Origin of the sequence: Edaphobacter acidisoli (assembly GCF_014642855.1) — a bacterium.
Classification (GTDB): Bacteria; Acidobacteriota; Terriglobia; order Terriglobales; family Acidobacteriaceae; genus Edaphobacter; species Edaphobacter acidisoli.
Map to the genome: position 1 here is coordinate 689589 of NZ_BMJB01000001.1, position 24826 is coordinate 714414.

The window sequence follows — 24826 nt, forward strand, 5'->3', positions numbered from 1 at the left end:
AGTCCCAGGGCGGGGTCTGCGCGTCTTAGAAGAATTGGTTCAGTTTGAGTCGGACTGTGTCCTGCCGAACGTGTGCAGGACTTGAGGGAAATGCTTGGAATCCGGGGCGCAGGTTTGGCGCCATGTCCGGGCAATATTCGGTAAAGGGAACGTTGGAGAGCGCATCGTGAAACTACGAAATTTGCAGGCGGCAGCCAGTGTCGGCCTGATGCTGATGAGTGTGAATGTACCGTTCGGGCTGGCGCAACAGACCCCACCCCCACCGTCGCAGGCCCAGCCTCAGACGCAGACACATCCAACACAGCCAGCCTCTCCGCAGGCTATTCAGAACGACACGACCGGACAGACCGGACTGCCTCAGGCTCCGACATCGAAGCTGACGCAGCCTCTATATCTGCGTGACACGCAGGTGAATTATCTGAACCCGAAGAGCCACTTCCCGGACCCGATTGCGCCCTATACGGCGATCAACGTGCCGCAGCCGGACTTCAACAACACGCCGAAGCTGGATTCGCTGCTGCGCGACGGGAAGATTTATCTGAGCCTGTCGGATGCGATCCTTCTGGCCCTTCAAAACAACTACGACATCGCCATTGCGCGCATCAATCTGGACATCGCCGATACGGACATTTTGCGTGCGAAGGCTGGCTCGTTCCTGCGCGGCGTCTCGACAGGCCTGGTGACGAACACGCTTGGAGGCTCGGGCACAACCGTGACGGGCGGTTACGGACCAGGCGGCACGACCAGCGCTACTGGCGGCAGCGGCACAGGCGCTCAGGGACTGGTGCTGAGCACCAACGGCGGCGGACCGACGCCAGAGACGCTCGACCCGACACTGTCCAGCCAGATCGAGTATGAATCGACTACGGCTCCACAGTTGAATACGCTGTTCAGCGGTGGCAAGTCTGTGCTGACCACGAACACAGGAACCTACAACTTCAACTACAACCAGGGATTTGCTACTGGCACGCAGTTGACGGTCGGGTTCGACAACTCGCGCGTGACGACGAACAACGGCTTCAGCAACTACAGCCCATCGCTCACGACCAGCTTCCGCGCTACGGCCACGCAGCACCTGCTGCAGGGCTTCGGCTGGGGGCTGAACCGCCGGTTTATTGTGCAGGCGAAGAACGACCGCAGGATTACCGACTCGTCGTTCCGTCAGCAGGTGCTCTACACCGTGACCCAGGTGGAGAACATCTACTGGGGCCTTGTGAGCGCTTATGAAGATGAGCAGTCCAAGGAGCGTGCACTCGCGCAGTCGACGCAGCTCGACGCGGACAACCGGAAGCAGTTGCAGATCGGTACGCTGGCTCCGCTCGATGTGGTGAACTCCGATAGCGCGGTTGCAAGCGACAAGCAGGCGCTGGTTGCGTCGAAGACCAACCTTGAATATCAGCAGATGCTGATGAAACAGGCGATTGCCCGCAACTTGAACGATCCGCAGCTCTCGAGCGCTCCTGTGATTCCGACGGACCGCGTAAGTCTCGACCGTTTGCCGGAAGAGGACATGCCGATTGAGGACCTGGTGAAAGAGGCGTATGCCAACAATCCCCAGATCGAACAGGCCGTCCTGAGCATGAAGAACAATGAGCTGACCATCAAGGCATTCAAGAACGGTCTGCTTCCCACCGTCGATGCATATGCGTTCTATGGCGGCAGCGGACTGGGCGGTGCGCAGAACCCGGATGCCACAGACTTCAGCACAGGCAAGCCATATCCTCCAGGAACTTATCCTTCGATTGGTTACAGTACGGCATTGCAGAACACGTTCAACAACAACGCTCCGGACAAAGGCGTGGGTGTGAACATCACGATTCCTCTGCGTAACCGCGTGGCGCAGGCTGACCAGGCCCGCTCGCAGATGGAGTACAGGCAGTCGGAGATGCGGTTGCAGCAGCTCTACACGCAGATCCGCATTCAGGTGGTGAACGCGCAGTACGCCCTGACCAACGACCGCGCGCAGGTGACTGCGGCGGAGGCGGCCCAGGAGTATGCGGCGCAGAGCCTGGACGCCGAGCAGAAGAAGTACAAGCTGGGCGCTTCGACGACGGCGAACGTGTTACAGCAGGAGCGTAATCTAGCGGCTGCGGATGACAACATGATCTCGGCCACGGCGGCTTATGCGAATGCTCGCGTGGCGCTGTCGGAGCTGCTCTCGACGACGCTGGACAAGTACGGCATCAGCCTCCAGTCGGCGGCGACGGGTGTGATCAATACTCCGCCGGTAGTTCCCGGCCTGACGGCTCCGAAGGCGCCTGAGACGCCACAGCCGATCAGCGCGACACCAAATCCTCCTCCCGCTGAGTAGTTGGGAGATGGATCAGATGAAATGCCCGGACTTCGGTCCGGGCATTTTTGTTTGCCCTGCGATTCCGTGACTTTCAATGGGGTATCCCCTCCCCGTACTCAAGTACCAAAGTCTTCAAAAGAGATGAGTTAGATGATGCTTTTGAGCATGAGAAAAGCCCGGTTTGCACCGGGCTTTCTGGTCTTGCTCCTACTTTTATTTTATCGGTCGCGTCAAGCTTTTCTGTGGAAAAGTGCGGCGGGGCACTATAAGAATTCGGTGTTGAGATAGCCAAGACTAAAGGCCAGATTATCTGGAAGGGGAATATTGCGATTAGCTTAGGACTGTCGATGTACGTGCGCTATCTCCAAACTTATTTGCAGTATGGATGAGAGACCCTTGAAGTTCATTTGAAAGCTGATAGTACTGAGCTTTCTCAAGAAGGATGTTCATAAGAACCTCATCCGGATATCTATTTGTGTCTTCCTCAAGATGGTGACGAAGTTCGGAACTCAAGTGATGCTGCAATTCGTTTGCTCCCATCAACAGCTTGATACGTTGATCGCTAGCAATGGATTCATCATAGCTTTCGCGCATGCGAATCGTGAGTTGATGCGATAGAACCGCAAGGAATCGGGCCTTTGCCCAGGAATCAAGATTTGCATAGATCTGAAGCAATTCCAATTTTGTCATTGGGGTTAGTCCAGGAATCTCTTGGCGATGCCTTCGTAGGCGTCGATGCGGCGGTCGCGCAGGAAGGGCCAGTGCTGGCGGGTGATCTCGATGAGTTTGGGATCGAGGTCGGCGATGAGGATCTCTTCTTTATCGTGGCTGCCCTGGGCGAGGATGCGGCCGAAGGGGTCGGCGATGAAGCTGCCGCCCCAGAACTCGATGCCGGACTCGGGTGTGTGGTCGCCGGGGCCGTGGAGTTCGACCGTCGCGGGGTTGCCGTCGGCGGCTGTGGTGCGGAAGGTGACGTCGCCGTGCTCGTGGCCGACGCGGTTGACCGAGCAGACGAAGACTCCGTTGGCGATGGCGTGGGCGCGCTGCGCGGTCTGCCAGGCTTCGTACTGGGCCGTGCCAAACTCGTCTTTCTCGGACGGGTGCCAGCCGATGGCGGTGGGGAAGAAGAGGATTTCGGCCCCGCGGAGGGCGGTGAGGCGGGCGCCTTCGGGGTACCACTGGTCCCAGCAGACGAGCGTGCCGATTTTTCCGGCCGAGGTCTGCGTGGCTTTGAAGCCGAGGTCTCCGGGCGTGAAGTAGAACTTCTCGTAGTAGAGCGGGTCGTCGGGGATGTGCATCTTGCGATAGACATCGGCGATGGAGCCGTCGCGGTCGATGGTGACGGCGGTGTTGTGGTAGAGGCCGGGGGCGCGGCGCTCGAAGAGGCTGGCGACGAGGGTGATGCCGGCTTCGCGCGCGACGCGGGTGAGGGTGTCGGTCGAGGGGCCGGGGATGGGCTCGGCGATGTCGAAGAGGGCGTGGTCCTCGCGCTGGCAGAAGTACTGGGCGCGGAAGAGTTCGGGCAGGCAGACGAGGGTGGCGCCCTGGGCTGCGGCCTCGTAGACGCGCTCGGCGGCTTTGTCGAGGTTCAAGTGGATGTCCGGCGCACAGGACATCTGGATAAGGGCGACGCGGGTGGGGCTGTTTTTGGGCATAGGAATCGCTATTCATTCTATAGGCTGCGTGATGGCGGTTTTGTTAGCGGCCTGGGTAAGCGCTGTAGGTATGGCGTTTTTTGCAAGGTTGCAGGGGGTTCCTGCTTTTTTCCAGTGGAAATATCTGATACGTTGGAATCAGCCAGAGAATCCATGATGCTTCTCGGGTCTGCGATCCCCCCAACATTTATCTCAGTCACCGCCTGAGCGCGGCCGCCGTTTGATGCGGAAGGAGTGTAATTTTGAGCGAACTTCGTGAGTTTCTGGAACTTTCCTACAGCGAGCTTGAGGACCTGAACCTTGAGGCCAAGGAACAGCGCAGGAAGCGCGTTCCTGCACATGTCATTCAGGAGCAGCGGCTGAAGTACCTGACCGACGAGAAGCGGATCAAGGCCGTGACGGTTCTGTTCAGCGACCTCGAAGGCCGCCTGCACATGCTCGACTATGACAAGAAGTTTCTGGTCAAGAGCTATGACAACCTGACCTTCGACGGCTCGTCCATCCGCGGCTTTACGGCGCAGCGCGAGAGCGACCTGCGGCTCGGCATCGACTGGAGCGCGTTCTACTGGGCGCCCGCCGATGTGTTCGGCCCCGGCAAGGTGCTGGTGTTCGGTGAAGTCATCGACAAGCAGGGCGGCACGTATTCGGCGGACATCCGCGGCGTGCTGAAGAAGTTCTCGCAGGAGCTTCACGAGAAGCAGGGCTACACGCTGAACGCGGCCAACGAGATCGAAGGCTTCCTGTTCGAGGGAACCGATGCGGAGCGCCTGTTCCACGAGACGGGCAAGTTCGAGTACGTGAACAAGGGCGGCTACTATCACTCGCTGCCGGGCGACCCGCTGCGTGAGTTCATCGACATGACCGCTGAAGTGCAGCGTGCGATGGGCTTCGAGAACGAAAAGGACCACCCCGAGGTTGCGCCTTCGCAGTTCGAGATCAACTACAGCTACGGTGAGGTTGTTGCCGCGGCTGACCAGATCCAGCTCTACAAGCTGATCTGCCGTCAGGTGGCGAACCAGATGGGCATGACGGCGAGCTTCCTGCCGAAGCCCGTGGTTGGCGTCAACGGCAGCGGCATGCACACGAATGTCTCAATCACCAAGGGCGGCAAGAACCTCTTCTGGGACCCGAAGGGCGAGGAGAAGATCTCGAAGATGGCGTGGTCGTTCGTGGACCGCATTCTGACGCATGGCAACGATATCTGCCTGCTGCTGAATGCCAGCGTGAATGCGTACCGCCGTCTGGACCCGCACTTCGAGGCGCCGAACCAGATCAAGGCTTCGGCTGTCGATCGCGGCTCGATGATCCGCATTCCTATCGGCAACGAGAAGTCGTCGCGTGTTGAGGTCCGTTCGGTTGGTCCGGATGCGAACCCGTACATGGTGCTGTACTCGATCTTCAAGAGCGGCCTCGACGGCGAGACGGCGAAGATCAAGAACCTGCGCCAGGCGGAGCGCTATCTGCCGGACAACGTCTACACGGCTCTTGAGAACTTCCGTGAGTCTGCCTGGACGACAAAGCTGCTGGGCGCTGACGTGAAGGGACGCTATGCGGACCTGAAGCAGGCTTCGGCAGATCGCTGCCCGCGGTTGCTCGGTACGGTCGTCAAGACCCCGGAGATCCAGTTCCATCACGATGTTTACAACCAGTTGCTCTGGAACCTGTTCTAACGCGACTGCACAAAAGGCTTGGCCCTCTCGCTTTGGCGGGAGGGCCTTTTGCTTTGTGGTGAGAAAGTCTGAGCAGTCGAATAGCGGGTTAGCGCGCGGTGTTGGTGAGTTGGCTGGCGTAGGCGTCGAGTGAGAGCGAGCGCAGCAGGTTGCGGCGCATTCCGCTCTGGACCTGGTCGAGGCCGCGTGAGGCCTGCTCGATCCATTGGAAGCTGAGTGTCTGGCTGAGCTGCTCGAGTTCGGTGCGCAGGTCGATGTTGCGCACCAGCTCCGGCGTGCCTGCCTGCAACAGCAACAGGTCTTCGAGCAGGAGCGAGAGCGCGCGCAGCAGGGCCGAGGTCTTCTGCTGGCCTTCGGCTCCGGCGCGGTAGGTCTCGGTCATCTTGAAGAGCGCGGTGTGGTCGGGTTCGGCGGCAGCGTTGCGGAGGAGCAGCAGGGCATCGTTGCGCGAGGCCATGTACTCGTCGAGGTTGAAGCTGAGCGCTTTGCCTGCTGCGCCTTGCGCGAGGCGCGCGATGAGTGTGCGCTGCTTCGGTGTGATCTCCGGTCGGCGGTCGGCGAGCAGCATCTCGATCTCTTCGACCGGCAGCGCGCCGAGCCGGACCATCGCGCAGCGTGACCGGATGGTGGGCAGAAGCTCGCCGGGGTTTTCCGCGAGGATGAAGATGTGGACCGTTGCGGGCGGCTCTTCGAGCACCTTGAGCAGCGAGTTCGCCGCTTCTTTCATGAAACTGGCTGCCGTGATGATGAAGACTTTTTTCGGTGCTTCGCTGGGCAGGTAGTTGGCGCTGTGGATGAGCGAGCGCACCTGGCCGAGCTTGATGAGAAGCTGCGGCGGGTCGGGCGGGATGATGAGCACGTCCGGGTGCGGCTGGATGAGGACGCGTGTGTCTTTTTTGTCGGTCTCACGCAGCTCTTCGCGCGCGGCGACGGCTTTGTCTACCTCTTCGTCGAGGTTCGCTGCCGTGAGGATGCGGGTGCAGTTGTGGCAGACGCCACAGAAGCTGGCCAGCGAGACGCCGTTCGACCAGAGATCGCGCGGCTGACGCTCGCACTCGATGGCCAGGGTGAGCATCAGGGCGAGCGTGTATTTGCCCGCGCCCGGCGCGCCCGCGAGAATGATGGAGTGCGGCAGACGTCCGGCGGCGATGGCCGTGCGGAGGTGCTCGACCGCGACGGTGTTGCCGAGGAAGTCGTTGAAGGTGGCGGGGAATGTTGCGGCTTCTGCCATCTGGTTGAAGGATAAATGATTTGCCGCAGTGGATTCCTTGGGCGAAAGGCTTAACACCAATTTGCGCAGATTTCACCGAGCTGGAACCGATCTAAAAAGGAGTGCGGAGACGCTGCGCGCGGGTCGATAAAATAGGGCGATGGAAACGGTGCGGATGGACAAGTGGCTGTGGGCGGCTCGGTTCTTCAAGACGCGGGCATTGGCTGCGAAGGCTTGCGAGCTGGGGCGCGTGCAGGCGGGCACGGTGGTGGCCAAGGCTTCGCGCGATGTGAAGGTGGGCGACATGCTGCGCGTGAAAAACGAGAGCGGCGAGTTTGTCGTCGAGGTGCTTGGGGTGAGCGAAGTGCGTGGGCCTGCGGCGGTGGCGCAGACGATGTATCGGGAGACGGATGCGAGCAGGGAGCAACGAAGAACGCTTGCCGAGGCTCGAAAGTCGATGCCGATATACGAATCGACGTGGGAGGGCGGACGCCCGACGAAGCGCGACCGGAGAACGTTGAATCGTGTCCGCGGACGTGGGTAGGCGTTGTTGATCTATGCAGCGGCGATGCGGTGGGTGAGGTCGTCCTGCTCTTCGCGTGATTCGGCTCCAATAGTGAAAGCGTCGAGGACGCCGCTGTTGAGCGCGTATTGAATTGCTTCGGACTGGCGACGGCGCAGGTCGCCCTGGCCGAGAATCTTCATCCCGATGATGCCTTTGCCGGAAGCGCGCATCTGCTTGATGACGCCGATGACGGTCGCGGGGTCTGCGTCCATGTGCGAGCCGATGGGGTTCAGGCGGACGAGATCGACTTCGACCCACGGCGACGCGGCGGCTGCGCGCAGCGCTTCGATGGAGTGGCAGGAGCAGCCATGTGCGCGGATGATGCCTTTCTCTTTCGCCTCGGAGAGCACGTCCATGATGCCGCGGTAGCGCGTGGTCCAGTCGTCTTCGGTGACGCAGTGGATGAGCAGGATGTCGATGTAGTCGACACCGAGCTCACGGCGGAAGCGATCGAGGTCGGCGCGCATGGCGGCCGGGTCGCGGTGGTCGGATTTGGTGAGGATGGTGACTTTGTCGCGCGGTAGCCGTTTGACCGCGGCAGCGACATAGGGATGGCTGCCGTAGGAGTCGGCGGTGTCGAAGAAGCGCAGTCCGTTATCGTGGTAGCCATCGAGCAGCAGGCGTGTGAACGGGTCCATGCCAAGGCGTGTCTGGTTGGAGTGGCCACCGCCGCCGATGGTGCCGGTACCCATCGCAAGCCGGCTGGTGCGAATGCCGGTTTTGCCCAGCGTAACGGTATCGTGTGCGGTGTATTTGCGCGTAGGCGCGTCGAAGGCGAGTACGGCGGCAAGCGATGTTTTGCGTCCTAGCCACGCCGCGCTGATGCCGGTAGCGGTCTTGCGAAGGAAGTCTCTCCTGAGCATGGCGCACCTCGATTATTGAAGAGAGGATACGCCTGATTCATTGCAAAGGCCAACCTGAGCAGCCGATTGAATATTTCAACCGACGGGCAGTGCGAGGCGGGTGGCGACGACTTCACGGATAAGCGTCTGAATCTGCTCAATCGATGCATCGTCGCGGATAGGGAAGACGCGGTGAGGTTCGCGCGCGGCGATCTCTTCGTACTTGGCATGGATGCGGCGGTAGAAGTCGTCGGACTCGCTCTCGAAGCGGTTTTCGTCGGAGCCTTTGGTGCTGTGTCGCTGATTGCGTCGTCGTGCGCGTTTGAGCGAGGCTTCGAGCGAGGGTAGCAGCAGGATGGTCAGGTCAGGCTGAAGATTGTCACAGGCTGCGGCATGCATCTCCAGAATGCGCTGGCTGCCGAGTCCGCGCCCTGCGCCCTGGTATGCCTCTGACGAGTCGGTGAAGCGGTCGCAGAGCACAATGCTGCCGGCGGCGAGCGCGGGCAGGATGACCTCGTGGATGGCCTGCGCGCGGTCGGCGAACATGAGCGCCATCTCGGTGAGCGGAGCGATCGGGCCGAGCGTCGACTCGGAGCGGGAGTCGAGCAGGATCGACCGGATACGGTCGCCGAGCGGTGTGCTGCCCGGCTGGCGGAGCGTGACGACGGTATTGCCTTCGGCTTCAAGAGATGCGGCCAGACGGCGTAGCTGAGTTGTCTTGCCGGAGCCGTCAAGGCCTTCAAAGGTAATGAAAAATCCGCGCGCCATAAAGACAGCTTACCTCAGCGTGATGAACGGCATCTTAAGCAGGAGTATCGTTCGAGTGCCGCTGGTTTTGTCGCAGCGGTGTCGAACGGGGTCTTTTGCGATGGAACGAAAGGAAGGTAGATCATGATCTTCATCTGCATGCTTGCATGTGCCATTGCTATTCCTACCTTCATGCTTGTGTCGGGAGACAATCGGAGACGCAAGCGCCAGAACCCGCACCCGTTTGTGGGGGAGGGGCCAAGGAAAGACAGGGCCTCGGACATCGATTGAGCGGAGCAGACGATCAGGGCTGTTTCGCCGGGATTGGAACCCAACGGACGCCGTCAGGCTGAATGATCGCCTCGAGCGGCCCCTCGTCGCCTTCTTTTAGAAATGGGCCTGTAGATTTTTTGTCGTGAAAATTCGCCGTCGTGTAGGTGATGCTGACGTTGCCGGAGCCGATGATCTTGAAGCGATAGTGGAAGTCTGCTCCAGGTGCAAGGCTCTGTGTGCCGAAGCTGGCGCTGGGGTAGTCCATCTCGAGCAGGTCAATGGGCTGGCTGGTGTGGTTGCTGATGGTGGCGGCAACATAAGGCGATTTGCAGCCGGCGAGCGGCAGAAGCAGAGCGATAAGAACTGCGACGCGTAGAGGGCCCATACGAAGTTAAGACTATCAGTTACCGCTCTGCTCAAGCCGTTGCGCCCATCAGGGAAGAATGAGGGCGAAGCTTTGGGAGAACTTTGCTGCTGCGCAACGTCTGCAATAAGTATGTTCGGTGCGTTGTGGGTGCGGCTTACGAACCATTGCGTAATGTTACTTTTCGTTGCTAATATTCTCGGTGAAATTCTATAACTGCTCTGGTTCATCGCAAGCTGTGCCTAAGTTTTTCCTGGCATCCGGTTCACCGGATTCACTCGGAAAAACCAGAGGCCCACACCTGGAAGAGGAGACAAGCGTGAAGCGTTATTTTGTCTGGACGGCGGTTCTTTCCGCTGCATTGGTTCCATCTGTCTTTGGACAGGCCGCACCCACCTCAGGGATTTCTCCGCAGCAACTCGGCATCGTTCCCGAACCGCTTTCGGTCAACGCATCGGGCGCGACCTACACGCTGCCAACGAATGTGAAGATTGCTGTTTCAGGAGAAGACTCGCGGAACGCCGCTGATTTTCTTGAAGATTTTCTCAAGCAGCGCGGAGTTGCGACGCACATCGTCAGGAAGGCGGACGATGCGGCGATTCAGCTCTCGACCGGAGCGAACGACACGTCGATCGGGCCTGAGGGGTATCACCTCACCGTGACTGGCTCGGGCATTACGATTACGGCCAATGCAGGCGCGGGACTCTTCTATGGAGTTCAGACGCTGGAGCAGATGTTTCCGGCTGCGACCGGCAGTGCGAACGCCATCCAGCAGGCGCAGATTACCGATAAGCCGCAGTATGGCTATCGCGCGCTGATGCTCGATACTTCGCGGCACTACTTTCCGGTGTCGTTCATCAAGCAGCTCATCGACGTGGAGGCTGCGTACAAGCTGAATACGTTTCACTGGCACCTGGTGGACGGCCAGGGATGGCGCATTCAGATCAAGAAGTATCCGAAGCTGACCGAGGTGGGCTCGTGCGGAGATGAGGAGCATCCGCTCGGTACAGGGTCGTGCCAGTTCTACACGCAGAAAGAGATCCGTGATGTCGTCGAGTATGCGAAGAAGCGCTACGTGCAGATCGTTCCGGAGATCGAAATTCCCGGCCACTCTTCTGCGGCGCTGGTGGCGTATCCGGAGCTGGCCTGCAAGCCTATCTCCGGCGGCGTCTACTGCCCGACCGAGCAGACCTTCACGTTCCTCGAAAACGTGCTCGATGAGGTGATCAAGCTCTTCCCGAGTCAGTACATTCACACTGGCGGCGATGAGGTTTCACCGCGTGCGTGGAATGCGTCGCAGGTCGCACAGGATGTGATGCACAAGAACAATCTCGCCGATGCGCATGCGCTGCAGGGATGGATTGACCGGCGCATCGAGGACTACCTGAAGCAGCATGGCCGCACGATGATTGCATGGGACGAGGCGCTTGCCGGTGGTGTTTCGCAGAACGCTATCATCATGTCGTGGCGCGGGACCTTCGGCGGCGTTGCTGCCGTCGTGCATGGCAATAACGTGATTATGGCTCCCGAAGGCTATACCTACTTCAATATGAATCAGGCGCAGGACCCGTATGAGCCAAATTCGTATGGCGGGCTCATTCCGCTCCAGAAGGCCTATGACTACGATCCCGGCATCGAGCAACTGGTTCCCGATCAGAAGGGAAGCGTGTTGGGCACGGAGGCTTGCCTGTGGGCGGAGAAGGTTCCGACGCCCGAGCTTGCCTGGTGGCGGCTGTTCCCGCGCACGCTCGCCCTGTCGGAGATCGCGTGGACTGCGCCCGAGCAGAAGGATTGGAAAGGCTTCGAGCAGCGCACGCGCAATCAGTATCCCAGGCTTGAGGCGCGAAACATCTCCTTCTTCATTCCCGGCCCGCTTGAGCTGAAGGACACGATTACGAACGATGCCGAAGTGCCGGTTACGTTGACGAGTCCGCTTGCTGACTCAACGATGTACTACACGCTCGATGGCAGCTATCCAACAACGTCGTCGAAGCAATACGCCGGGCCGTTTTCGATTGCCTTGAACCCGGGCCAGGAAGTACGCTTGCGTGTCGTCACTATCTTGAAGGATGGACGCGTGAGCGCACCGGCGGAGGCTCGCTACATGCGGCAACTGACGGCGGAATTCAATTGGAGCGGGCATGGGGACGGGAATGGGCATTGAGAAGAACGCAATCTCCAGAAGAGAAGCGATGAAACAGTTAGGCGGGGCCGCACTTGGCTCCGCCTTATTTTCTTCCGTGGCATCGGCTGAACCGGGCGCACCAGCGGCAGCCGCTGCGTCTGCGAAGGCTCCTGCAGCGCGGTCGTCGAAGCCGAACATTCTGTGGATTACAGGCGAGGGCGTGCCGACTGCGGCACTGAGCTGCTACGGCAGCACGCTCATCAAGACGCCAAACATCGACCGCATCGCCAACGAAGGGATGCGCTTTGAGAACAGCTTCACGACGAACGCGCTCTGCGCTCCCAGCCGCGCCACGCTGCTGACCGGCACGTATACGCACGTGAACGGCATGACGACGAACCCGCAGGACACCATCGACCAGGAGACGCCCGCGCACTTCGACGCATCGCAGTTGACGTTCCCGAAGCTGCTGCAGCAGATGGGCTACAAGACCGGCACAGTCGGCAAGTGGCATCTGCCGGCCAATCCCGGCGAGTGTGGCTTCGACTACTTCGTCTACAAGAACGGAGCGGGCGGACCCTACTACGAGGAGAGCGGTTACTTCAAAAACCCCAGCCTGGGCAGCAAGGAGATCGTGAAGGCGACGTATCCGGGATACATCACCGACAACGTCACCGACCTGGTCATCAAGGGCATCGAGGAGATTCGTGATACCGGCTCGCCGTTCATGATGATGGTGCAGTTCTTCAACGACCATCGTCCGTTTGATCCGCCGCATAAGTACGAGCACATCTACGACGACGTGCGCATTCCCGAGCCTGCGACCTTCTGGGACGACTACTCGCACCGCGCCGCTCCTGCGCGCGAGGCGAGGATGCGCATCGAGAACATGCCTGACTTTCATCCGCCGAGCGACCTGACGGGACGGCAGCGGAAGCAATGGAACTATCAGAAGTTCATGGAGCACTTCCTCGGCACACTGCGCGCGCAGGACGACAGCGTCGGCAAGCTGCTGGAGTTTCTGGAGAAGTCCGGGCTTGCTGAGAACACCATCGTCGTCTACACCTGTGACCATGGATTCTTCCTCGGCGACCACGGCTGGTTCGACAAGCGCTTCATGTACGAGCAGGCGATTCGCGTGCCGTGGATGGTTCGCTATCCCGGCATGGTGAAGCCGGGCAGCGTGCGCAGCGACTGGGTGGTCAACATCGACAATGCGCCAACGGTGCTCGACCTGGTGGGCCACGAAGTGCCCGCGTCGATGCAGGGCAGGAGTCTCGTCCCGCTGTTCAAAGGCGAGACGCCCGCGGACTGGCGAAAGTCTTTCTACTACCACTACTACGAGCTCGCTTCGCCGCACTGGGTGATGCCGCACTACGGCATCCGCACCGACAGGTACAAGCTCATCAGCTACTACACGATCAACGAGTGGGAGCTGTTCGATCTGGAGAAGGACCCCGACGAGATGGAGAGCCTGTTCAAGTGGAGCGGCTACAAGGTGCATCCTGCATACGAGCAGGTCACGCAGGACCTTGTCGCTCAACTGAAGCAACTGCGCGAGAGCTACAAGGACACGTCGGGTTTGCCCGTGAAGATGTGGCCGCTGGGTTCGTATGATTAGTTGAACGGAAGCAGCGGTGAGATGCGCGCAGGCAGATTTGCGATGATGCGTGCCGTCAGCACGACTCCGCTGCGACCGTCGTGCAAGGTGATGGGGAAGGCGAGCACGCTCCAGGTCACGTTCAGTTCGCCATCGCGAGGCTGGTTGAGCAGCCCTCGGCGCGTGCGGTCGATGTACGTCTCGCGCGTCAGCGTTACCGACTGAAGCACGTCGCGCCAGTCTCGCATGAGCGTCGGCATCTCGTCGAAGACCGAGCGGCCGGGGAACCAGTCGCGTGGCTTGTCGAGGTACTCGGCGACGGCGTCGTTGCAGTACTGCCAGATGCCGCGGTCGTCGAAGATCTGTACCAGCACGTCGGAGCCGATGGCCAGCGAGATACGCGAGTAGTAGAAGTCACGCGCGTCGACCACCACGGGCGCGCCGCGGCGTTTGGCTTCGAGCGAGCTGAGCGCGGCGAGCAGGTCTTCGACCGAGCTGTGGCCTTTGAGCAGGTGCATGTCCTCGACGCCGCCGAAGTATCGGTCGAGCGTTGCCGAGAGAATGATGATGGGCACGTACGGACGTCGGCGGCGCAGCAAATTCGCAACCTCCGTGCCGAACTGTCCAGCGCCGAGGTGGTAATCGAGCACGGCGATGTCGATGTCGTTGAAGCGCTCGGTGGCCTCTTCGATCGTGGAGGCAGGCACGCACTCATAACCATGTTGGCGCAGGATGGCGGCGCGCAGGTGCAGGTTGGCTGGCTCGTCGTCGAGCAAAAGCACACGAACACGGGACGTGCCCGCGGGCACAGCGTCGAGCGACGCGCTGGGGGGGAGGTCCGGCGGCTCTATCATCATCCTCTTCTGCTTCGATGCTGCGTCGATAGAAATAGTAAGCCAAAAGATGATTATTTTCTCGTAGATTTTAGATCGCGAAGGAGTTCCGGCAGCCGGTTGACCAGCGCGACCGACCGGAGCCACTGCCTGTTATCGACCGCCGGGTAGCCGCTGACGACCTTTCCGGGCTCGACATCGTTGGGAATACCGCTCTGGGCAGTGGCAATCGCGCCGTCGCCGACCGTGCAGTGCCCCGCCACGCCCACCTGTCCGGCCAGGATGACGTTTTTGCCCACATGGGTCGATCCGGCCAGGCCGACCTGCGCGCAAAGCAGCGTATTTTCGCCCACCGTGGAGCCGTGCCCGACCTGGACGAGGTTGTCGATCTTTGCCCCGGCGCGAACGCGCGTCTCTCCGATGGAGGCACGGTCGATGGTCGCATTGGCCTGAATTTCGACGGAGTCTTCGAGCACAGCCGGGCCGGACTGTTGAATCTTGTACCAGCTCTGGTCACCCTGCTTGGCGAAACCGAAGCCATCAGCCCCGACGATTGCGCCATTCTGCAGAACGACGCCGTCGCCTAGCTGGCAGTGTTCGCGAATGACGGCATGGGCGTGAACGAAGAGGTTGTTGCCCGCGCGCACGTGCGGATAGATGACCACATGCGGCAAGATTGTCGCGTTATCGCCGATGACGACGTGCTCGCCGATGACGGTGTAGGCGCCGATGTGCGCGTTGGCGCCGATCTTTGCTGTCGGTGCGATGACGGCGGTGGAGTGGATTCCCGGCGGATATGCTGGCGACTGATAGAACAACTCAATCGCCCGCGCGAAGGCGAGATAGGGATTTTCGATGCGCAGCGTGGCGGCGGAGATCTCCGGAAACGCTGGCTCGACGAGGACCGCTGTGGCCTTGGTGGTGCGGGCCAGCGCCGCGTATTTGGGGTTGGCGACAAAGGTCAGATCGCCTGCGCCTGCGGTTTCGAGACCGGCGACGCGGTTGATCTGGGCTTCGGGGTCTCCGTGCAGCGCGGCCCCAAGATGCTCGGCCAGGTTAGCTAGCTTCATGGTGGGGATTATAGAAGCTGCGTGCGGTGGTTGCTATTCGGCAGAGACAGCGCTGTGCCTCCAGAGCGCTTCTGCTGCGAGACAGACCAGCGCAACCCAGTAGAGGTCCGCTCCAAGCAGGTGCAGCACCTGCATCCACGTGGGTGCGAGTAGCAAAACATCGCCGACGCCCAGCACGAATTGCAATGCCAGTAGTGCCGCGACGATTGAGCCGAGGCGCGACCGGGATTTGACCACGAGCCACAGGACGCAGCACGCGCCGATGACAGCTGCCGCCGGATGCATCCAGCGCATTCGGATGAGCAGGGGCGAACTGGCGGCAAAGTCAGAGGCGAAGGCAGCGCGCAGCGTCGGAGAAGGGAAGAGCGTGTCGGCGAGCGCGGCAATCGAGCCGGTTGCGCCCATGACGATGGTCGCAATCACGGCCAGCCATGCGGGGCCGGAGAGCTTCTGCTCGCGCGGAGACGTGCTCGCACGGAAGCTGTCGTTGAGCCACCACGCCGTTAGCGTAAGCGAAGCCAGCAGCAGCAGCGTGTTGGTGAAGTGGATCGACTGCATGACGACGCGCGCAGTCGAGATGTTGTTCAGCACGTAGCCGCGCAGCACGAGCACTGCACCGAGCAGCGCCTCGGTCACGAGAAAGACGGTAGAAGCAATCGCAGCGCGGCGTACACGATCTCCGCGCCTGGCGGAATAAAACGTCCAGACGACCAGGCCGATGATGAGTATTGTTGCAACGGTGGTGCTTTGGCGATGGGCGAACTCGATCATCGTCGCCAGTCGCGGATGATGCGGGACGAAGTCTCCGTTGCACAGCGGCCAGTCGTCGCCGCAGCCCGCGCCGGAGCCGGACGCGCGCACAACCGCTCCCCAGAGGATGACGAGGATGTTGTAGGCCACGACGACCCACGCATAGCGCACGAGCGCTTTGGGCACGCGTCTTACACGGACCGCTGAAGCTGTTGCCATGCTTTTATTTTACGCGGGCGATGCGGCGGCAGCCGCATGAATAGGCCGCCGCCCGGTTATCGTTCAGCCGTTGGCCAGCTCTTTCGCGCGCTGCGTTGCGCGCTTGACGGCTTTGATCAGCGTGACGCGCAGTCCGCCTTCTTCGAGCTCGAGAATGCCGTCCACGGTGCAGCCCGCGGGCGTGGTGACGGCATCTTTGAGTAGCGCCGGATGATAGCCGGTCTCAAGCACCATCCTCGCGGAGCCAAGCGTCGTCTGCGCCGCGAGCAGCGTGGCAACATCGCGCGGCAGGCCGACGTTGACGCCAGCTTCAGCAAGCGCTTCGATGACGATGTAGAGAAATGCGGGCCCGGAACCGGAGAGGCCGGTTACGGCATCCATGTGCTTCTCATCGACGACGACGGTGCGGCCGACGGTGTTGAAGATGCGCTGCGCAGCGGCCATCTGCTCAGGGGTGACGAAGCGTCCGGCGCACACAGCGGTGACGCCGGCGGCGAGCATCGCGGGTGTGTTCGGCATGGCGCGGATGACGCCGAGATCGCATCCTGCCGCGTCTTCGATCGAGCGCGTCTTTACCGACGCGGCGAAGGAGACGACGAGCTTACCGGCGTTGAGCGCAGGCTTGATCTGCTCGATGACGCCGGGAACCTGAATGGGCTTGACGCCGAGCAGGATGATGTCGGCCTGCTGCGCCGCGGCGAGGTTGTCGGTCGTGACCTCGACACCGAACTGCGCGGACAGGGCCTGCGCGCGGTCGGGGTGGTGGACCGTGGCGAAGACATGGTCTGCGGCGACCAGGTTGTTCTTCAAGAAGGCCTGGAGCAGGATGCCGCCCATCTTGCCCGTGCCCAGAATTGCTACCCGCACGCCCGGCATCGCCGGAGCAGGCGTTTCCACTGCATACGTTTCGTCGCTCATGTAGACAAGGCTATCAGACCGCCGCGCCGGAACGAGCGATGGCGCTGGCTAGGAAATCTCCGCCGGTTCGGCATGGCCTTCGAGCATGCGGTAGAGCGTCGAGCGGCTGATGCCAAGGACCTCGGCGGCGCGCAACTTGTTTCCGGCACAGCTTTTGAGCACGTGCAGGACATGCTGTTCGACCACATCGTCGAGCCGCTCGCTTCCTCCGAGGCGCGCTGCGGTCAGCGATTCAATGCTGGCTTCAGCGAACTCCGGCAGCGCCTGCGCTTCGAGCACAGGGCCTTCGCTCAACAGGACGGCGTTGCGCATGACGCTCTCCATCTCTCGCACGTTGCCGGGCCAGAAATGACTCTCGAGCATCTTCATCGCTTCAGTCGAGATGCGCTCGACGCCCTTCGAGTACATCCGCGCAAACCGCGCGAGGAAGTGCGAGGCGAGCTCGGGAATGTCTTCAGCGCGCTCGCGCAGCGGCGGCAGCGCGATGGTCAAGGTCGCCATGCGATGGTAGAGCTCCTGCCGAAAGCGGCCGGCGGAGACGAGCACGCGCAGGTCCTGGCTGGCGGAGGCGGCCATGCGCAGATCAAGCTTCGCCGGAGCGGCGAGACCATCCTGCGCCCACTCATGCCGGCGCAGCACGCGCAGCAGACGGCCCTGCGCTTCGAGCGGCATCTCGTCGATGCCATCGAAGAAGAGCGTGCCGCGTGCAGCCATCTTCATCAACTCAGCGATGCGGTAGCCTGCTTCGGCGCCTTCAATCGCCTGGTCGCCGAGCGTGGCGGAGTGGCAGACGACGAACGGACCGGCCGCGCCTGGACTGGCGCAGTGCAGGGCGCGTGCCGCGAGTTCCTTGCCGCATCCCGGCTCGCCGCCAATCAGCACGGTGCGGAAGTATGGGCCGATGCGCCGGACCTGCAGGCGCAGCCGCTGCATTGCGGCGCCGCTGCCGACCATCGGAAGCGGGTTGGCGCTGCCGATGGCAGCAAATTCTCCGAGACCGCAGGGAACTTCGCGTAGAGCGGGGACAGGAAAGGCCGCTGGATGAGCCGATGTGGACATAAGTACTTGTTACATCGGCAGAACCGGCGGCCAGTTGAGTTTTTGTTAATTTTTATGCGGAGGTCTTCGCGCAATAAGTATCGAAGGCGCGGGAGAGCTCCTGTGCAATGGCGGGCGCGGTCGAGGTCTCAATGGCCGAGCGCTGCATCAGGTAGACGAGCTGGCCGTCGCGCAGGATGGCGATGGCGGGCGAGGTGGGCGGGTGTCCGCCGAAGTAGCTGCGGGCGCGCTCGGTGGCGTCGCGGTCCTGTCCGGCGAAGACCGTGACCGAGTGGTCGGGTTTGGTGGCGTGCTGGAGAGCCAGGCGGACGCCGGGACGCATCTTGCCGGCAGCGCAGCCGCAGATGGAGTTCACCACGACCATTGTGGTTCCGGGCTGGGAGATGGCTGTGTCGACTTCGGCTGCCGTGCGGGCCTCGGAAATGCCTGCGCGGGTCAGCTCCTCGCGCATCGGAATCACCATAATCTCTGGATACATTCGGTCCTCTTTGCGGCAATGTTTGCCTGCTTCGATTCTACGGGTTTCGAGTTCTAGAGGCCAGTTCTGGCACAATCGCTTTTCGAATCATGAAAGTACGCGAAAGTGCAGAGGCAGTCGTGTACAGTCAGGGTGTGGCGCACACCGAGCTGCAGATACAGGAGTCCGTTCCCCTCGCAGGGTATACCACCTTTCGGGTTGGAGGGTCTGCCCGCTGCTTTGCCGAGGTCAGGTCGGAGGACGAGCTGCTTGGCGCGGTGGAGTTTGCCTCCCGGGAGGGGATTGGGACCTTCGTGCTGGGCGGGGGCAGCAACCTGCTGGTCAGCGACAGCGGGTTTGACGGGCTGGTGATTCACATTGCGCTGAACGCGCCCACTGAGGTGAAGGATGACGCCAGTTTTGTGGAATACACCGTTGCGGCCGGGTTGGACTGGAATAGCTTTGTTCATCAGATTTGCGAGCAGGGAATCAGCGGCATCGAGTGCCTGGCTGGGATTCCCGGCAGCGTGGGCGGCACGCCCGTGCAGAACGTCGGGGCTTACGGGCAGGAGGTCGCGAGCACGATCACTCGCGTTCGCGTGCTGGATCTGGAGACGCGCGAGTTCGTGTGGCTCTCGCGCGAGCAGTGCGGGTTCAGCTATCGACACAGCATCTTCAACAGCACGCATCGCGGCCGCTACATCGTGACGGCAGTGAGTTTTCTCTTCGATCGCAGTGCGCGGCCCAACCTGAGCTACGCCGATCTTCAGCGCCACTTCGGTGCAAGTGCGACGCCCACGCCGCTCGAGGTCTACCACGCAGTGCGCGAGATTCGGCACGGCAAAGGGATGTTGATCGTGGACGGCGAGGCCGACTGCCGGAGTGCGGGGTCGTTCTTCAAGAACCCGGTGGTGCCGGAGAGTGTACTGGCCGGGATTGCTTCCAGCGTTGGCGTGCCGATCGAGAAGGTTCCGCACTGGCCCGCGGGCGTGGGCAAGGTGAAGCTGGCTGCGGCGTGGCTGCTGGAACATGCGGGATTCGTCAAAGGCTTCTCGATGGGCGAGGCGGGAATCTCTTCGCGTCACACGCTGGCGCTGATCAATCGCGGCCATGCGACGGCGGCGGATGTGGAGGCGCTGCGCGATGCGATTCGCGCGGAGGTGCGGCGGCGGTTTGGCGTGGAGCTGGAGCAGGAGCCGGTGAATGTAAGCTGAGCTGCAATCAGCCGAGGCGCGAGAGCAGACGAATGCGTTCGGTGGCGAGGACGGCCTCGGCTGGGCCTTGTTCGACGATGCGGCCTTCAGCGAGCTTGAGGACTTCGGCGTCGAGTTGAAATGCTTCGCCGATATCGTGCGTGACGGAGAGCACGGGCACCTTCCAGCGATCAAGCCACTCGCGCAACTCAGCCAGTAGATCGTCGCGCAGTGCGGCGTCGAGGCCGGAGAATGGCTCGTCGAGCAGCAGCAGGGGAGTGCCGGTGCCGGAGAACGTAATTGCCGAGACGACGGCGCGGGCTACGGATGCGCGTTGCTTTTCACCTCCGCTGAGATCGGCGGGCATTCTGCCTGCGAGCTTGTCGATGCGGAACAGCGCCATCGTCTGCTCGGCGATTTGTGAGGCGTCCAGAGGTCTTGTCAGCCAGCCATTGCCGTAGAGGATGTTCCAGCGCACGTCTTTGTGGGGGAAGAGACGCGCTGTCTGAGCCGCGCTGCGGATGGAGCGGAGATACGGCGGGAGTGCGTGGTTCGATGATGAATCGAAGAGCACCGTGTCGCCGCGCGCGATGTGGCCGCTGTCGGGCTCGACGAATCCCGCGATGGCGCGCAGCAGAGTTGTCTTTCCGCTGCCGGATGGACCGAAGAGGACGCTCCACGGCTTCGTCAGCGTGAAATTTACATCGAGCAGAAGTCCGCCGATGCTGTGTTGCAGCTTCGCTTCGAGAATGGCGGGTGCGCTAGCGGGCGGAATATTAGCGGACAATGTCGGCCTGCCTTCCGTCCATCCTGCGCAGGCTGGGCAGCAGATAGATCACCAGCAGCGCGACGAGCGCGATGACGAGCAGCAGCAGCGCGGTGCGGTTGGCTGCTGCGTAATTGAAGTCCTGCACCTGGTCGTAGAGCGCGATGGAGAGCGTGCGAGTGGCTCCGGGGATGTTGCCGCCGATCATCAGCACGACGCCGAACTCGCCGACGGTGTGGGTGAAGGCGAGTACCGCGCTCGTCCACAGCGATGCGCGTGTGAGCGGCATGACGACGTTCCAGAAGGTCTTCCACGGCGATGCGCCAAGGCCGGCGGAGGCTTCGATGTAGCCCGCATCCACGGAAGAAAATCCCGCTACCAGCGGCTGCACCGCGAACGGCAGGCTGTAGAGCACGGAGCCGATGAGCAGGCCGGTGAAGGTGAAGCTGAGTGGATGTCCGAAGATGCGGATCAGCAGGCGTCCCGGTGCGGTGAGCGGGCCCATGGCGATGAGCAGGTAGTAGCCGAGCACGGTTGGCGGCAGCACCAGCGGCAGCGCGACGATGGCCTGGACGAGTGCGCGGCCGGCGCTGTGGCTGCGCGTAATCCACCAGGCCAGCGGAAGCGATGCCACCAGCAGGATGGCCGTTGTCGCCACCGCCAGCCGCATGGTCAGCCAGAGCGCGTCGAAATCCATACTGGCCAGTCTATTGCAAAGTGCAGCATGATGAGCGTGGTGATGGCGGAAGGCTTAACGCCGATCTGCACCGACGACACCGATTTAAAAACAAACCTTTAAAGCAAACCACGGATAAACGCAGATAAGCGCGGATTGTTTTGTCCGCGATCATCCCTGAAATCCGTGGTCGCTTTTAAATCGGTGTCGTCGGTGCAAATCGGTGTTACGCCTTACTGCACTGGGGCGAGGCCGAGGTCCTTCAGGCGGTCTTGAACGGCTGGTGTGAGCAGCCAGTGGAGAAAGGCGTGCGCTTCATCTTTGTGTGGCGACTTGGTCATGACGACCGCGCATTGGCGAATCTCGGGATAAGCATAAGTCGGCACGAGGACGTACGTGCCGACTTCGCGGAAGTGCGGCGTGGCGGCTACGGTCAGCGAGATCAGGCCAAGCTGCGCATTGCCGGTTTCGACGAACTGCGCGGTCTGCGCGATGTTTTCTGCGACGACCAGATGCGGCTCAACTTTGTCGTAGAGCTTCAGCCAGTGCAGAGCGGCCACGGCGGCGCGGCCGTAGGGCGCATGGAACTCATTGGCGATGGCGATGCGCTGGGCACGCGGATCGGTCAGCCGCTCCATGCTGAGCGGCTGCAAAGGCGAGTCCTTGCGCGCCCACAGGACGAGCGTTCCACGAGCATAAGCAGTGGGGTCGCGCGTGTCGGCCAGGTTGGCGGCGACGACCTTCTCGGGAAAAGAATAATCGGCGGCGAGGAAGATATCGAACGGCGCCCCGTTCATAATCTGCGTGGCCAACGTGGCCGAGGAGGCGTAGCTGATTTCGAGTTTTGTTCCGGACGCCTTCTCATAGTCTGCGCTGAGCGCCGGGAGCACAGTCTGAAGGTCCGCCGCCGCCGCAACCCGCAGCACATTCTGCGCTGCGGCGGGGCGCGCGCCGAACAACGTACTCAGCATCAGCAGGCCAACGATCAGCACCGTCATGGTTTGAACAACCTCCCCGCGAGACGTCTTTGTCTTGCTCCTTCTTTACGTTACCCTAGAGGGACACGATGAAATCTGCGACCCATAACCTGAGATGCACCGAGTGCGGCACGGTGATTACCGGCGACGAAGTCAACAGCATATTCCGCTGCCCGAAGTGCAACGGCCTCTACGACGTCGTCTACCCGTGGTCGGAGAACGTGACGCGGCCCGCGTCCGGCCCGGAGCACAATCTTCCCAACGCGAGCGCGCTCCGCTGGCTGTGGCAGGAGCGGCGCAACTCGACCCTGCCCATCGATCAGTCGGGTGTGTGGCGCTTCCGCGACCTGCTGCCGATTGTCTCGAAGCCGGAGAATGTCGTCACGTTGCGCGAGGGCAACACGCCGCTCTACGAGATGCCGCGCTGTGCGAAAGCTGTCGGCATCGAATGGCTCCGCGCCAAGCATCAGGGCATGAATCCTACCGGCTCGTTCAAAGACACGGGCATGACGGCTGCGCTTTCGGTTGCGGCCGACCGTGGCTACGAGTGGGTTGCATGCGCTTCGACCGGCAATACCTCTGCCGCGATGGCCGCCTACGCCGCGCGCGCCGGGCTGCGCTCGATTGTGTTCATCCCCGAGGGCAAAATCGCCTGGGGCAAGCTGTCGCAGTCGATGGACTACGGCGCCCTGACTGTGCAGTTGAAGACGGACTTCGATGGCTGCGTGCGCATCTTGACGGAGCTGGTCTCGCGCTTTCCGATCTATCTATTGAACTCGGTGAATCCGTATCGTCTCGAAGGGCAGAAGACGCCGGCGTTCGAGATGCTGGAGCAGCTTGACTGGCAGGTGCCGGACCACATCATCGTGCCCGGCGGCAATCTGGCGAACTCGTCGGCTCTCGGCAAAGGCTTCATGGAGATGCGCCATCTGGGCCTCATCTCGCGCGCGCCGAAGATCAGCGTCATTCAGGCCGAAGGCGCGAACCCGCTCTACCGCTGGTTCAACGACACCAACCGCATCATGCGCCCGGTGACGGCGGACACGCGCGCGACGGCGATCCGCATCGGCAATCCGGCCTCGTGGCGCAAGGCGGCCAACGTGATCGACAAGCTCGGCGGCTGGTGCGAGCAGGTCTCCGAGCAGGAGATCGCGCTGGCCAAGGCACAGATCGGCGCCGAGGGCGTCGGATGCGAACCGGCCTCTGCCGTAACGTATGCCGGCCTCAAGAAGCTGGTCGCGCTGGGCAAGGTCTCGCCCGAGGAGCGCGTCGTGCTCATCCTGACCGGCCACACGCTCAAGGACTCGAACTACACCATCGACTACCACCGCGGCGAGCTGCTCACCGAAGCCGAGGAGGCGCAGATCAGCGCAGCGGACAAGGCCCTGCACGCGGGCCTGCGCAAGCCGCCGATTGTGCTGGAGCCGAACCCCGACGTGGTGATGCAAACGCTTGAGTCTCACATGAAGGTGACGCAGCCCGCATGACGGCAGCAGCCAGTCCGCTCCATCTTCGTCTGCCCGCGACCTCGGCCAATCTGGGGCCGGGGTTCGACGCGCTTGGCCTCGCGATGGGGCTTTACCTGACCATCGACGCGAAGGTTGCCGAAGACTTTCACATCAAGGCGACGGGCCGGAATGCTGACCAGTGCGCTCATCTCAAGAACAACCTCATCCTGCGCACCTACGACGAGGTGCTGACGGCGGCGGGGCGCGAGTCGATTCCGTACCTGAGCCTCGACATCCACAACGAGATTCCCCTGGGGATGGGTTGCGGCTCCAGCGCGGCAGCGCTGCTGGCCGGAGTGATGCTCGCCAACCACTTTGGACATCTGGGCTGGACGAAGCAGCAGATCCTCGAAGAGGCCTGCCACCGTGAAGGACATCCTGACAACGTAGCTGCTTGCCTGCTGGGCGGCATGACGGCTTCTGCTATGCATAAAAACCATGTAGTTACAGCTACATGTGGAGAAAATCTTAACTGGCACTTGCTGTTAGCGTTGCCATCTGCCAGCCTGGCCACGGAAAAGGCCAGGGCGCTCCTGCCGCCTGCTTACACCCGCGCCGACGCGGTCGCCAACATCCAGAACACGGCCTTGCTGGTCGCGGCCTTCGCGCAGAACCGTCCTGAGCTTCTACGCACAGCGATGCAGGACCGTATTCACCAGCCCTATCGCATGGAGGCGTGTCCGCTGCTGAAGCTGCTTCTGCCACTTAATGGGCATCCCGGAGTGCTGGGCATTGCCCTCAGCGGGGCGGGACCTTCGGTGCTTGTCATCGCCGAGGATGCAAACGCGGCTGGAAAGTTGCCTGAAGTGATTCGTGAAGCTGCAAATGATCCCAGTCTTGAAATACTCCACACTTTCATCGCTCAGGCATCAATTCAAGGCTAAATCTTGGTTTATCAGCAATAAGCCATCGATTGTGAAGATACAAACAAAGTAACACGTTTTATCTGTTACCTAAGATTGCTTTACGAGATGAAAAAACATCCGTACCTTATGCGTGTGGGCAGTTCTGGGGAGGGCTGCTACGCCGCCCGTTGACCTCTTTCATTAGAGGTCC

At 61.4% G+C, this 24826-nt stretch carries 23 protein-coding genes; 8 read left to right on the plus strand and 15 right to left on the minus strand.

All coding sequences use genetic code 11. From position 1 onward, the window contains the following. Positions 1-166 precede the first annotated feature (166 nt). Positions 167-2311: a TolC family protein gene (locus IEX36_RS02765; protein ID WP_308422270.1), complete on the plus strand. Its 2145-nt coding sequence runs from the start codon at positions 167-169 to the stop codon at positions 2309-2311. 312 nt (positions 2312-2623) lie between these two features. On the opposite strand, the gene IEX36_RS02770 is transcribed toward IEX36_RS02765, so the two are convergent. Next, on the minus strand, positions 2624-2983 hold the full coding sequence (locus IEX36_RS02770; protein WP_188757802.1) for a hypothetical protein: 360 nt from the start codon (positions 2981-2983) through the stop codon (positions 2624-2626). 5 nt (positions 2984-2988) lie between these two features. Then, positions 2989-3948 (minus strand): carbon-nitrogen hydrolase, encoded by a 960-nt coding sequence (locus IEX36_RS02775; RefSeq protein ID WP_188757803.1) that lies wholly within the window; start codon positions 3946-3948, stop codon positions 2989-2991. A gap of 239 nt (positions 3949-4187) precedes the next feature. On the opposite strand from IEX36_RS02775, the gene IEX36_RS02780 reads away from it, so the two are divergent. After that, entirely contained in the window at positions 4188-5618 is a 1431-nt protein-coding gene (locus tag IEX36_RS02780; RefSeq protein ID WP_188759773.1) for a glutamine synthetase family protein, read from the plus strand. Positions 5619-5706: 88 nt separating this feature from the next. On the opposite strand, the gene IEX36_RS02785 is transcribed toward IEX36_RS02780, so the two are convergent. Continuing rightward, a complete protein-coding gene (locus IEX36_RS02785) occupies positions 5707-6849 on the minus strand; it encodes a DNA polymerase III subunit (protein ID WP_188757804.1) in 1143 nt (380 codons plus the stop codon). A 154-nt stretch (positions 6850-7003) separates the two neighbouring features. Between IEX36_RS02785 and IEX36_RS02790 the strand changes: the two genes are divergently transcribed. Continuing rightward, positions 7004-7372, plus strand: coding sequence for an RNA-binding S4 domain-containing protein (locus tag IEX36_RS02790; protein WP_229668665.1), 369 nt, complete (start codon positions 7004-7006; stop codon positions 7370-7372). Between the two features lie 11 nt (positions 7373-7383). Here IEX36_RS02790 and IEX36_RS02795 read toward each other — a convergent pair whose 3' ends face one another. The 3 genes from IEX36_RS02795 to IEX36_RS02805 form a co-directional block, all read right to left on the minus strand. Next, positions 7384-8256 (minus strand): aldo/keto reductase, encoded by an 873-nt coding sequence (locus tag IEX36_RS02795; protein WP_188757806.1) that lies wholly within the window; start codon positions 8254-8256, stop codon positions 7384-7386. 75 nt (positions 8257-8331) lie between these two features. Then, entirely contained in the window at positions 8332-9003 is a 672-nt protein-coding gene (gene tmk, locus IEX36_RS02800) for a dTMP kinase (protein ID WP_188757807.1), read from the minus strand. 283 nt (positions 9004-9286) lie between these two features. Next, positions 9287-9640 carry a hypothetical protein gene (locus IEX36_RS02805; RefSeq protein WP_188757808.1) on the minus strand — a complete coding sequence of 118 codons (354 nt, stop codon included), beginning with the start codon at positions 9638-9640 and terminating at the stop codon, positions 9287-9289. A gap of 298 nt (positions 9641-9938) precedes the next feature. Between IEX36_RS02805 and IEX36_RS02810 the strand changes: the two genes are divergently transcribed. Continuing rightward, entirely contained in the window at positions 9939-11783 is a 1845-nt protein-coding gene (locus IEX36_RS02810; protein ID WP_188757809.1) for a beta-N-acetylhexosaminidase, read from the plus strand. Between the two features lie 28 nt (positions 11784-11811). Beyond that, entirely contained in the window at positions 11812-13365 is a 1554-nt protein-coding gene (locus IEX36_RS02815; protein WP_229668666.1) for a sulfatase family protein, read from the plus strand. Here IEX36_RS02815 and IEX36_RS02820 read toward each other — a convergent pair. From IEX36_RS02820 to IEX36_RS02845, 6 genes are all read right to left on the minus strand, one after another. Next, the gene (locus tag IEX36_RS02820; protein ID WP_229668667.1) at positions 13362-14201 is read right to left on the minus strand and encodes an ATP-binding response regulator; all 840 of its coding nucleotides are present in this window, start codon (positions 14199-14201) and stop codon (positions 13362-13364) included. The two genes, IEX36_RS02815 and IEX36_RS02820, sit on opposite strands and share 4 nt — an antisense overlap. A gap of 50 nt (positions 14202-14251) precedes the next feature. Next, entirely contained in the window at positions 14252-15247 is a 996-nt protein-coding gene (gene lpxD, locus IEX36_RS02825; RefSeq protein WP_188757810.1) for a UDP-3-O-(3-hydroxymyristoyl)glucosamine N-acyltransferase, read from the minus strand. A gap of 33 nt (positions 15248-15280) precedes the next feature. Then, positions 15281-16183 (minus strand): COX15/CtaA family protein, encoded by a 903-nt coding sequence (locus IEX36_RS02830; RefSeq protein ID WP_229668668.1) that lies wholly within the window; start codon positions 16181-16183, stop codon positions 15281-15283. A 96-nt stretch (positions 16184-16279) separates the two neighbouring features. Next, positions 16280-17134, minus strand: a complete 855-nt coding sequence (gene proC, locus IEX36_RS02835; RefSeq protein WP_188757812.1) for a pyrroline-5-carboxylate reductase — start codon at positions 17132-17134, stop codon at positions 16280-16282. Positions 17135-17182: 48 nt separating this feature from the next. Beyond that, the gene (locus IEX36_RS02840) at positions 17183-18193 is read right to left on the minus strand and encodes a sigma 54-interacting transcriptional regulator (protein WP_188757813.1); all 1011 of its coding nucleotides are present in this window, start codon (positions 18191-18193) and stop codon (positions 17183-17185) included. A 52-nt stretch (positions 18194-18245) separates the two neighbouring features. Then, positions 18246-18671 carry a BrxA/BrxB family bacilliredoxin gene (locus IEX36_RS02845; RefSeq protein WP_188757814.1) on the minus strand — a complete coding sequence of 142 codons (426 nt, stop codon included), beginning with the start codon at positions 18669-18671 and terminating at the stop codon, positions 18246-18248. An 89-nt stretch (positions 18672-18760) separates the two neighbouring features. Between IEX36_RS02845 and IEX36_RS02850 the strand changes: the two genes are divergently transcribed. Beyond that, positions 18761-19864 carry a UDP-N-acetylmuramate dehydrogenase gene (locus IEX36_RS02850; RefSeq protein ID WP_229668669.1) on the plus strand — a complete coding sequence of 368 codons (1104 nt, stop codon included), beginning with the start codon at positions 18761-18763 and terminating at the stop codon, positions 19862-19864. Positions 19865-19871: 7 nt separating this feature from the next. On the opposite strand, the gene IEX36_RS02855 is transcribed toward IEX36_RS02850, so the two are convergent. The 3 genes from IEX36_RS02855 to modA form a co-directional block, all read right to left on the minus strand. After that, entirely contained in the window at positions 19872-20630 is a 759-nt protein-coding gene (locus tag IEX36_RS02855) for an ATP-binding cassette domain-containing protein (protein WP_229668670.1), read from the minus strand. Beyond that, positions 20620-21306, minus strand: a complete 687-nt coding sequence (modB, locus tag IEX36_RS02860) for a molybdate ABC transporter permease subunit (protein WP_188757815.1) — start codon at positions 21304-21306, stop codon at positions 20620-20622. The genes IEX36_RS02855 and modB overlap by 11 nt, the downstream gene beginning before the upstream one ends. A 212-nt stretch (positions 21307-21518) precedes the next feature. Continuing rightward, positions 21519-22283, minus strand: coding sequence for a molybdate ABC transporter substrate-binding protein (gene modA, locus IEX36_RS02865; RefSeq protein ID WP_188757816.1), 765 nt, complete (start codon positions 22281-22283; stop codon positions 21519-21521). Positions 22284-22351: 68 nt separating this feature from the next. On the opposite strand from modA, the gene thrC reads away from it, so the two are divergent. Together thrC and thrB are read left to right on the plus strand one after the other, a co-directional pair. After that, positions 22352-23749, plus strand: coding sequence for a threonine synthase (gene thrC, locus IEX36_RS02870; protein WP_188757817.1), 1398 nt, complete (start codon positions 22352-22354; stop codon positions 23747-23749). Further along, entirely contained in the window at positions 23746-24654 is a 909-nt protein-coding gene (gene thrB, locus IEX36_RS02875; protein WP_188757818.1) for a homoserine kinase, read from the plus strand. The genes thrC and thrB overlap by 4 nt, the downstream gene beginning before the upstream one ends. The last annotated feature ends 172 nt before the right edge of the window (positions 24655-24826 follow it).

Excerpts from the sequence above, each read along its gene's own strand:
- modB (WP_188757815.1), bottom strand. The coding sequence starts at position 21,306 with ATGGATTTCGACGCGCTCTGGCTGACCATGCGGCTGGCGGTGGCGACA.
- lpxD (WP_188757810.1), bottom strand. The coding sequence starts at position 15,247 with ATGAAGCTAGCTAACCTGGCCGAGCATCTTGGGGCCGCGCTGCACGGA.
- IEX36_RS02820 (WP_229668667.1), bottom strand. The coding sequence starts at position 14,201 with ATGATGATAGAGCCGCCGGACCTCCCCCCCAGCGCGTCGCTCGACGCT.
- proC (WP_188757812.1), bottom strand. The coding sequence starts at position 17,134 with ATGAGCGACGAAACGTATGCAGTGGAAACGCCTGCTCCGGCGATGCCG.
- thrB (WP_188757818.1), top strand. The coding sequence starts at position 23,746 with ATGACGGCAGCAGCCAGTCCGCTCCATCTTCGTCTGCCCGCGACCTCG.
- IEX36_RS02805 (WP_188757808.1), bottom strand. The coding sequence starts at position 9,640 with ATGGGCCCTCTACGCGTCGCAGTTCTTATCGCTCTGCTTCTGCCGCTC.
- IEX36_RS02795 (WP_188757806.1), bottom strand. The coding sequence starts at position 8,256 with ATGCTCAGGAGAGACTTCCTTCGCAAGACCGCTACCGGCATCAGCGCG.
- IEX36_RS02790 (WP_229668665.1), top strand. The coding sequence starts at position 7,004 with ATGGACAAGTGGCTGTGGGCGGCTCGGTTCTTCAAGACGCGGGCATTG.
- modA (WP_188757816.1), bottom strand. The coding sequence starts at position 22,283 with ATGACGGTGCTGATCGTTGGCCTGCTGATGCTGAGTACGTTGTTCGGC.
- IEX36_RS02840 (WP_188757813.1), bottom strand. The coding sequence starts at position 18,193 with ATGTCCACATCGGCTCATCCAGCGGCCTTTCCTGTCCCCGCTCTACGC.
- IEX36_RS02850 (WP_229668669.1), top strand. The coding sequence starts at position 18,761 with ATGAAAGTACGCGAAAGTGCAGAGGCAGTCGTGTACAGTCAGGGTGTG.
- IEX36_RS02845 (WP_188757814.1), bottom strand. The coding sequence starts at position 18,671 with ATGTATCCAGAGATTATGGTGATTCCGATGCGCGAGGAGCTGACCCGC.
- thrC (WP_188757817.1), top strand. The coding sequence starts at position 22,352 with ATGAAATCTGCGACCCATAACCTGAGATGCACCGAGTGCGGCACGGTG.
- IEX36_RS02815 (WP_229668666.1), top strand. The coding sequence starts at position 11,812 with ATGAAACAGTTAGGCGGGGCCGCACTTGGCTCCGCCTTATTTTCTTCC.
- IEX36_RS02785 (WP_188757804.1), bottom strand. The coding sequence starts at position 6,849 with ATGGCAGAAGCCGCAACATTCCCCGCCACCTTCAACGACTTCCTCGGC.
- tmk (WP_188757807.1), bottom strand. The coding sequence starts at position 9,003 with ATGGCGCGCGGATTTTTCATTACCTTTGAAGGCCTTGACGGCTCCGGC.
- IEX36_RS02770 (WP_188757802.1), bottom strand. The coding sequence starts at position 2,983 with ATGACAAAATTGGAATTGCTTCAGATCTATGCAAATCTTGATTCCTGG.
- IEX36_RS02775 (WP_188757803.1), bottom strand. The coding sequence starts at position 3,948 with ATGCCCAAAAACAGCCCCACCCGCGTCGCCCTTATCCAGATGTCCTGT.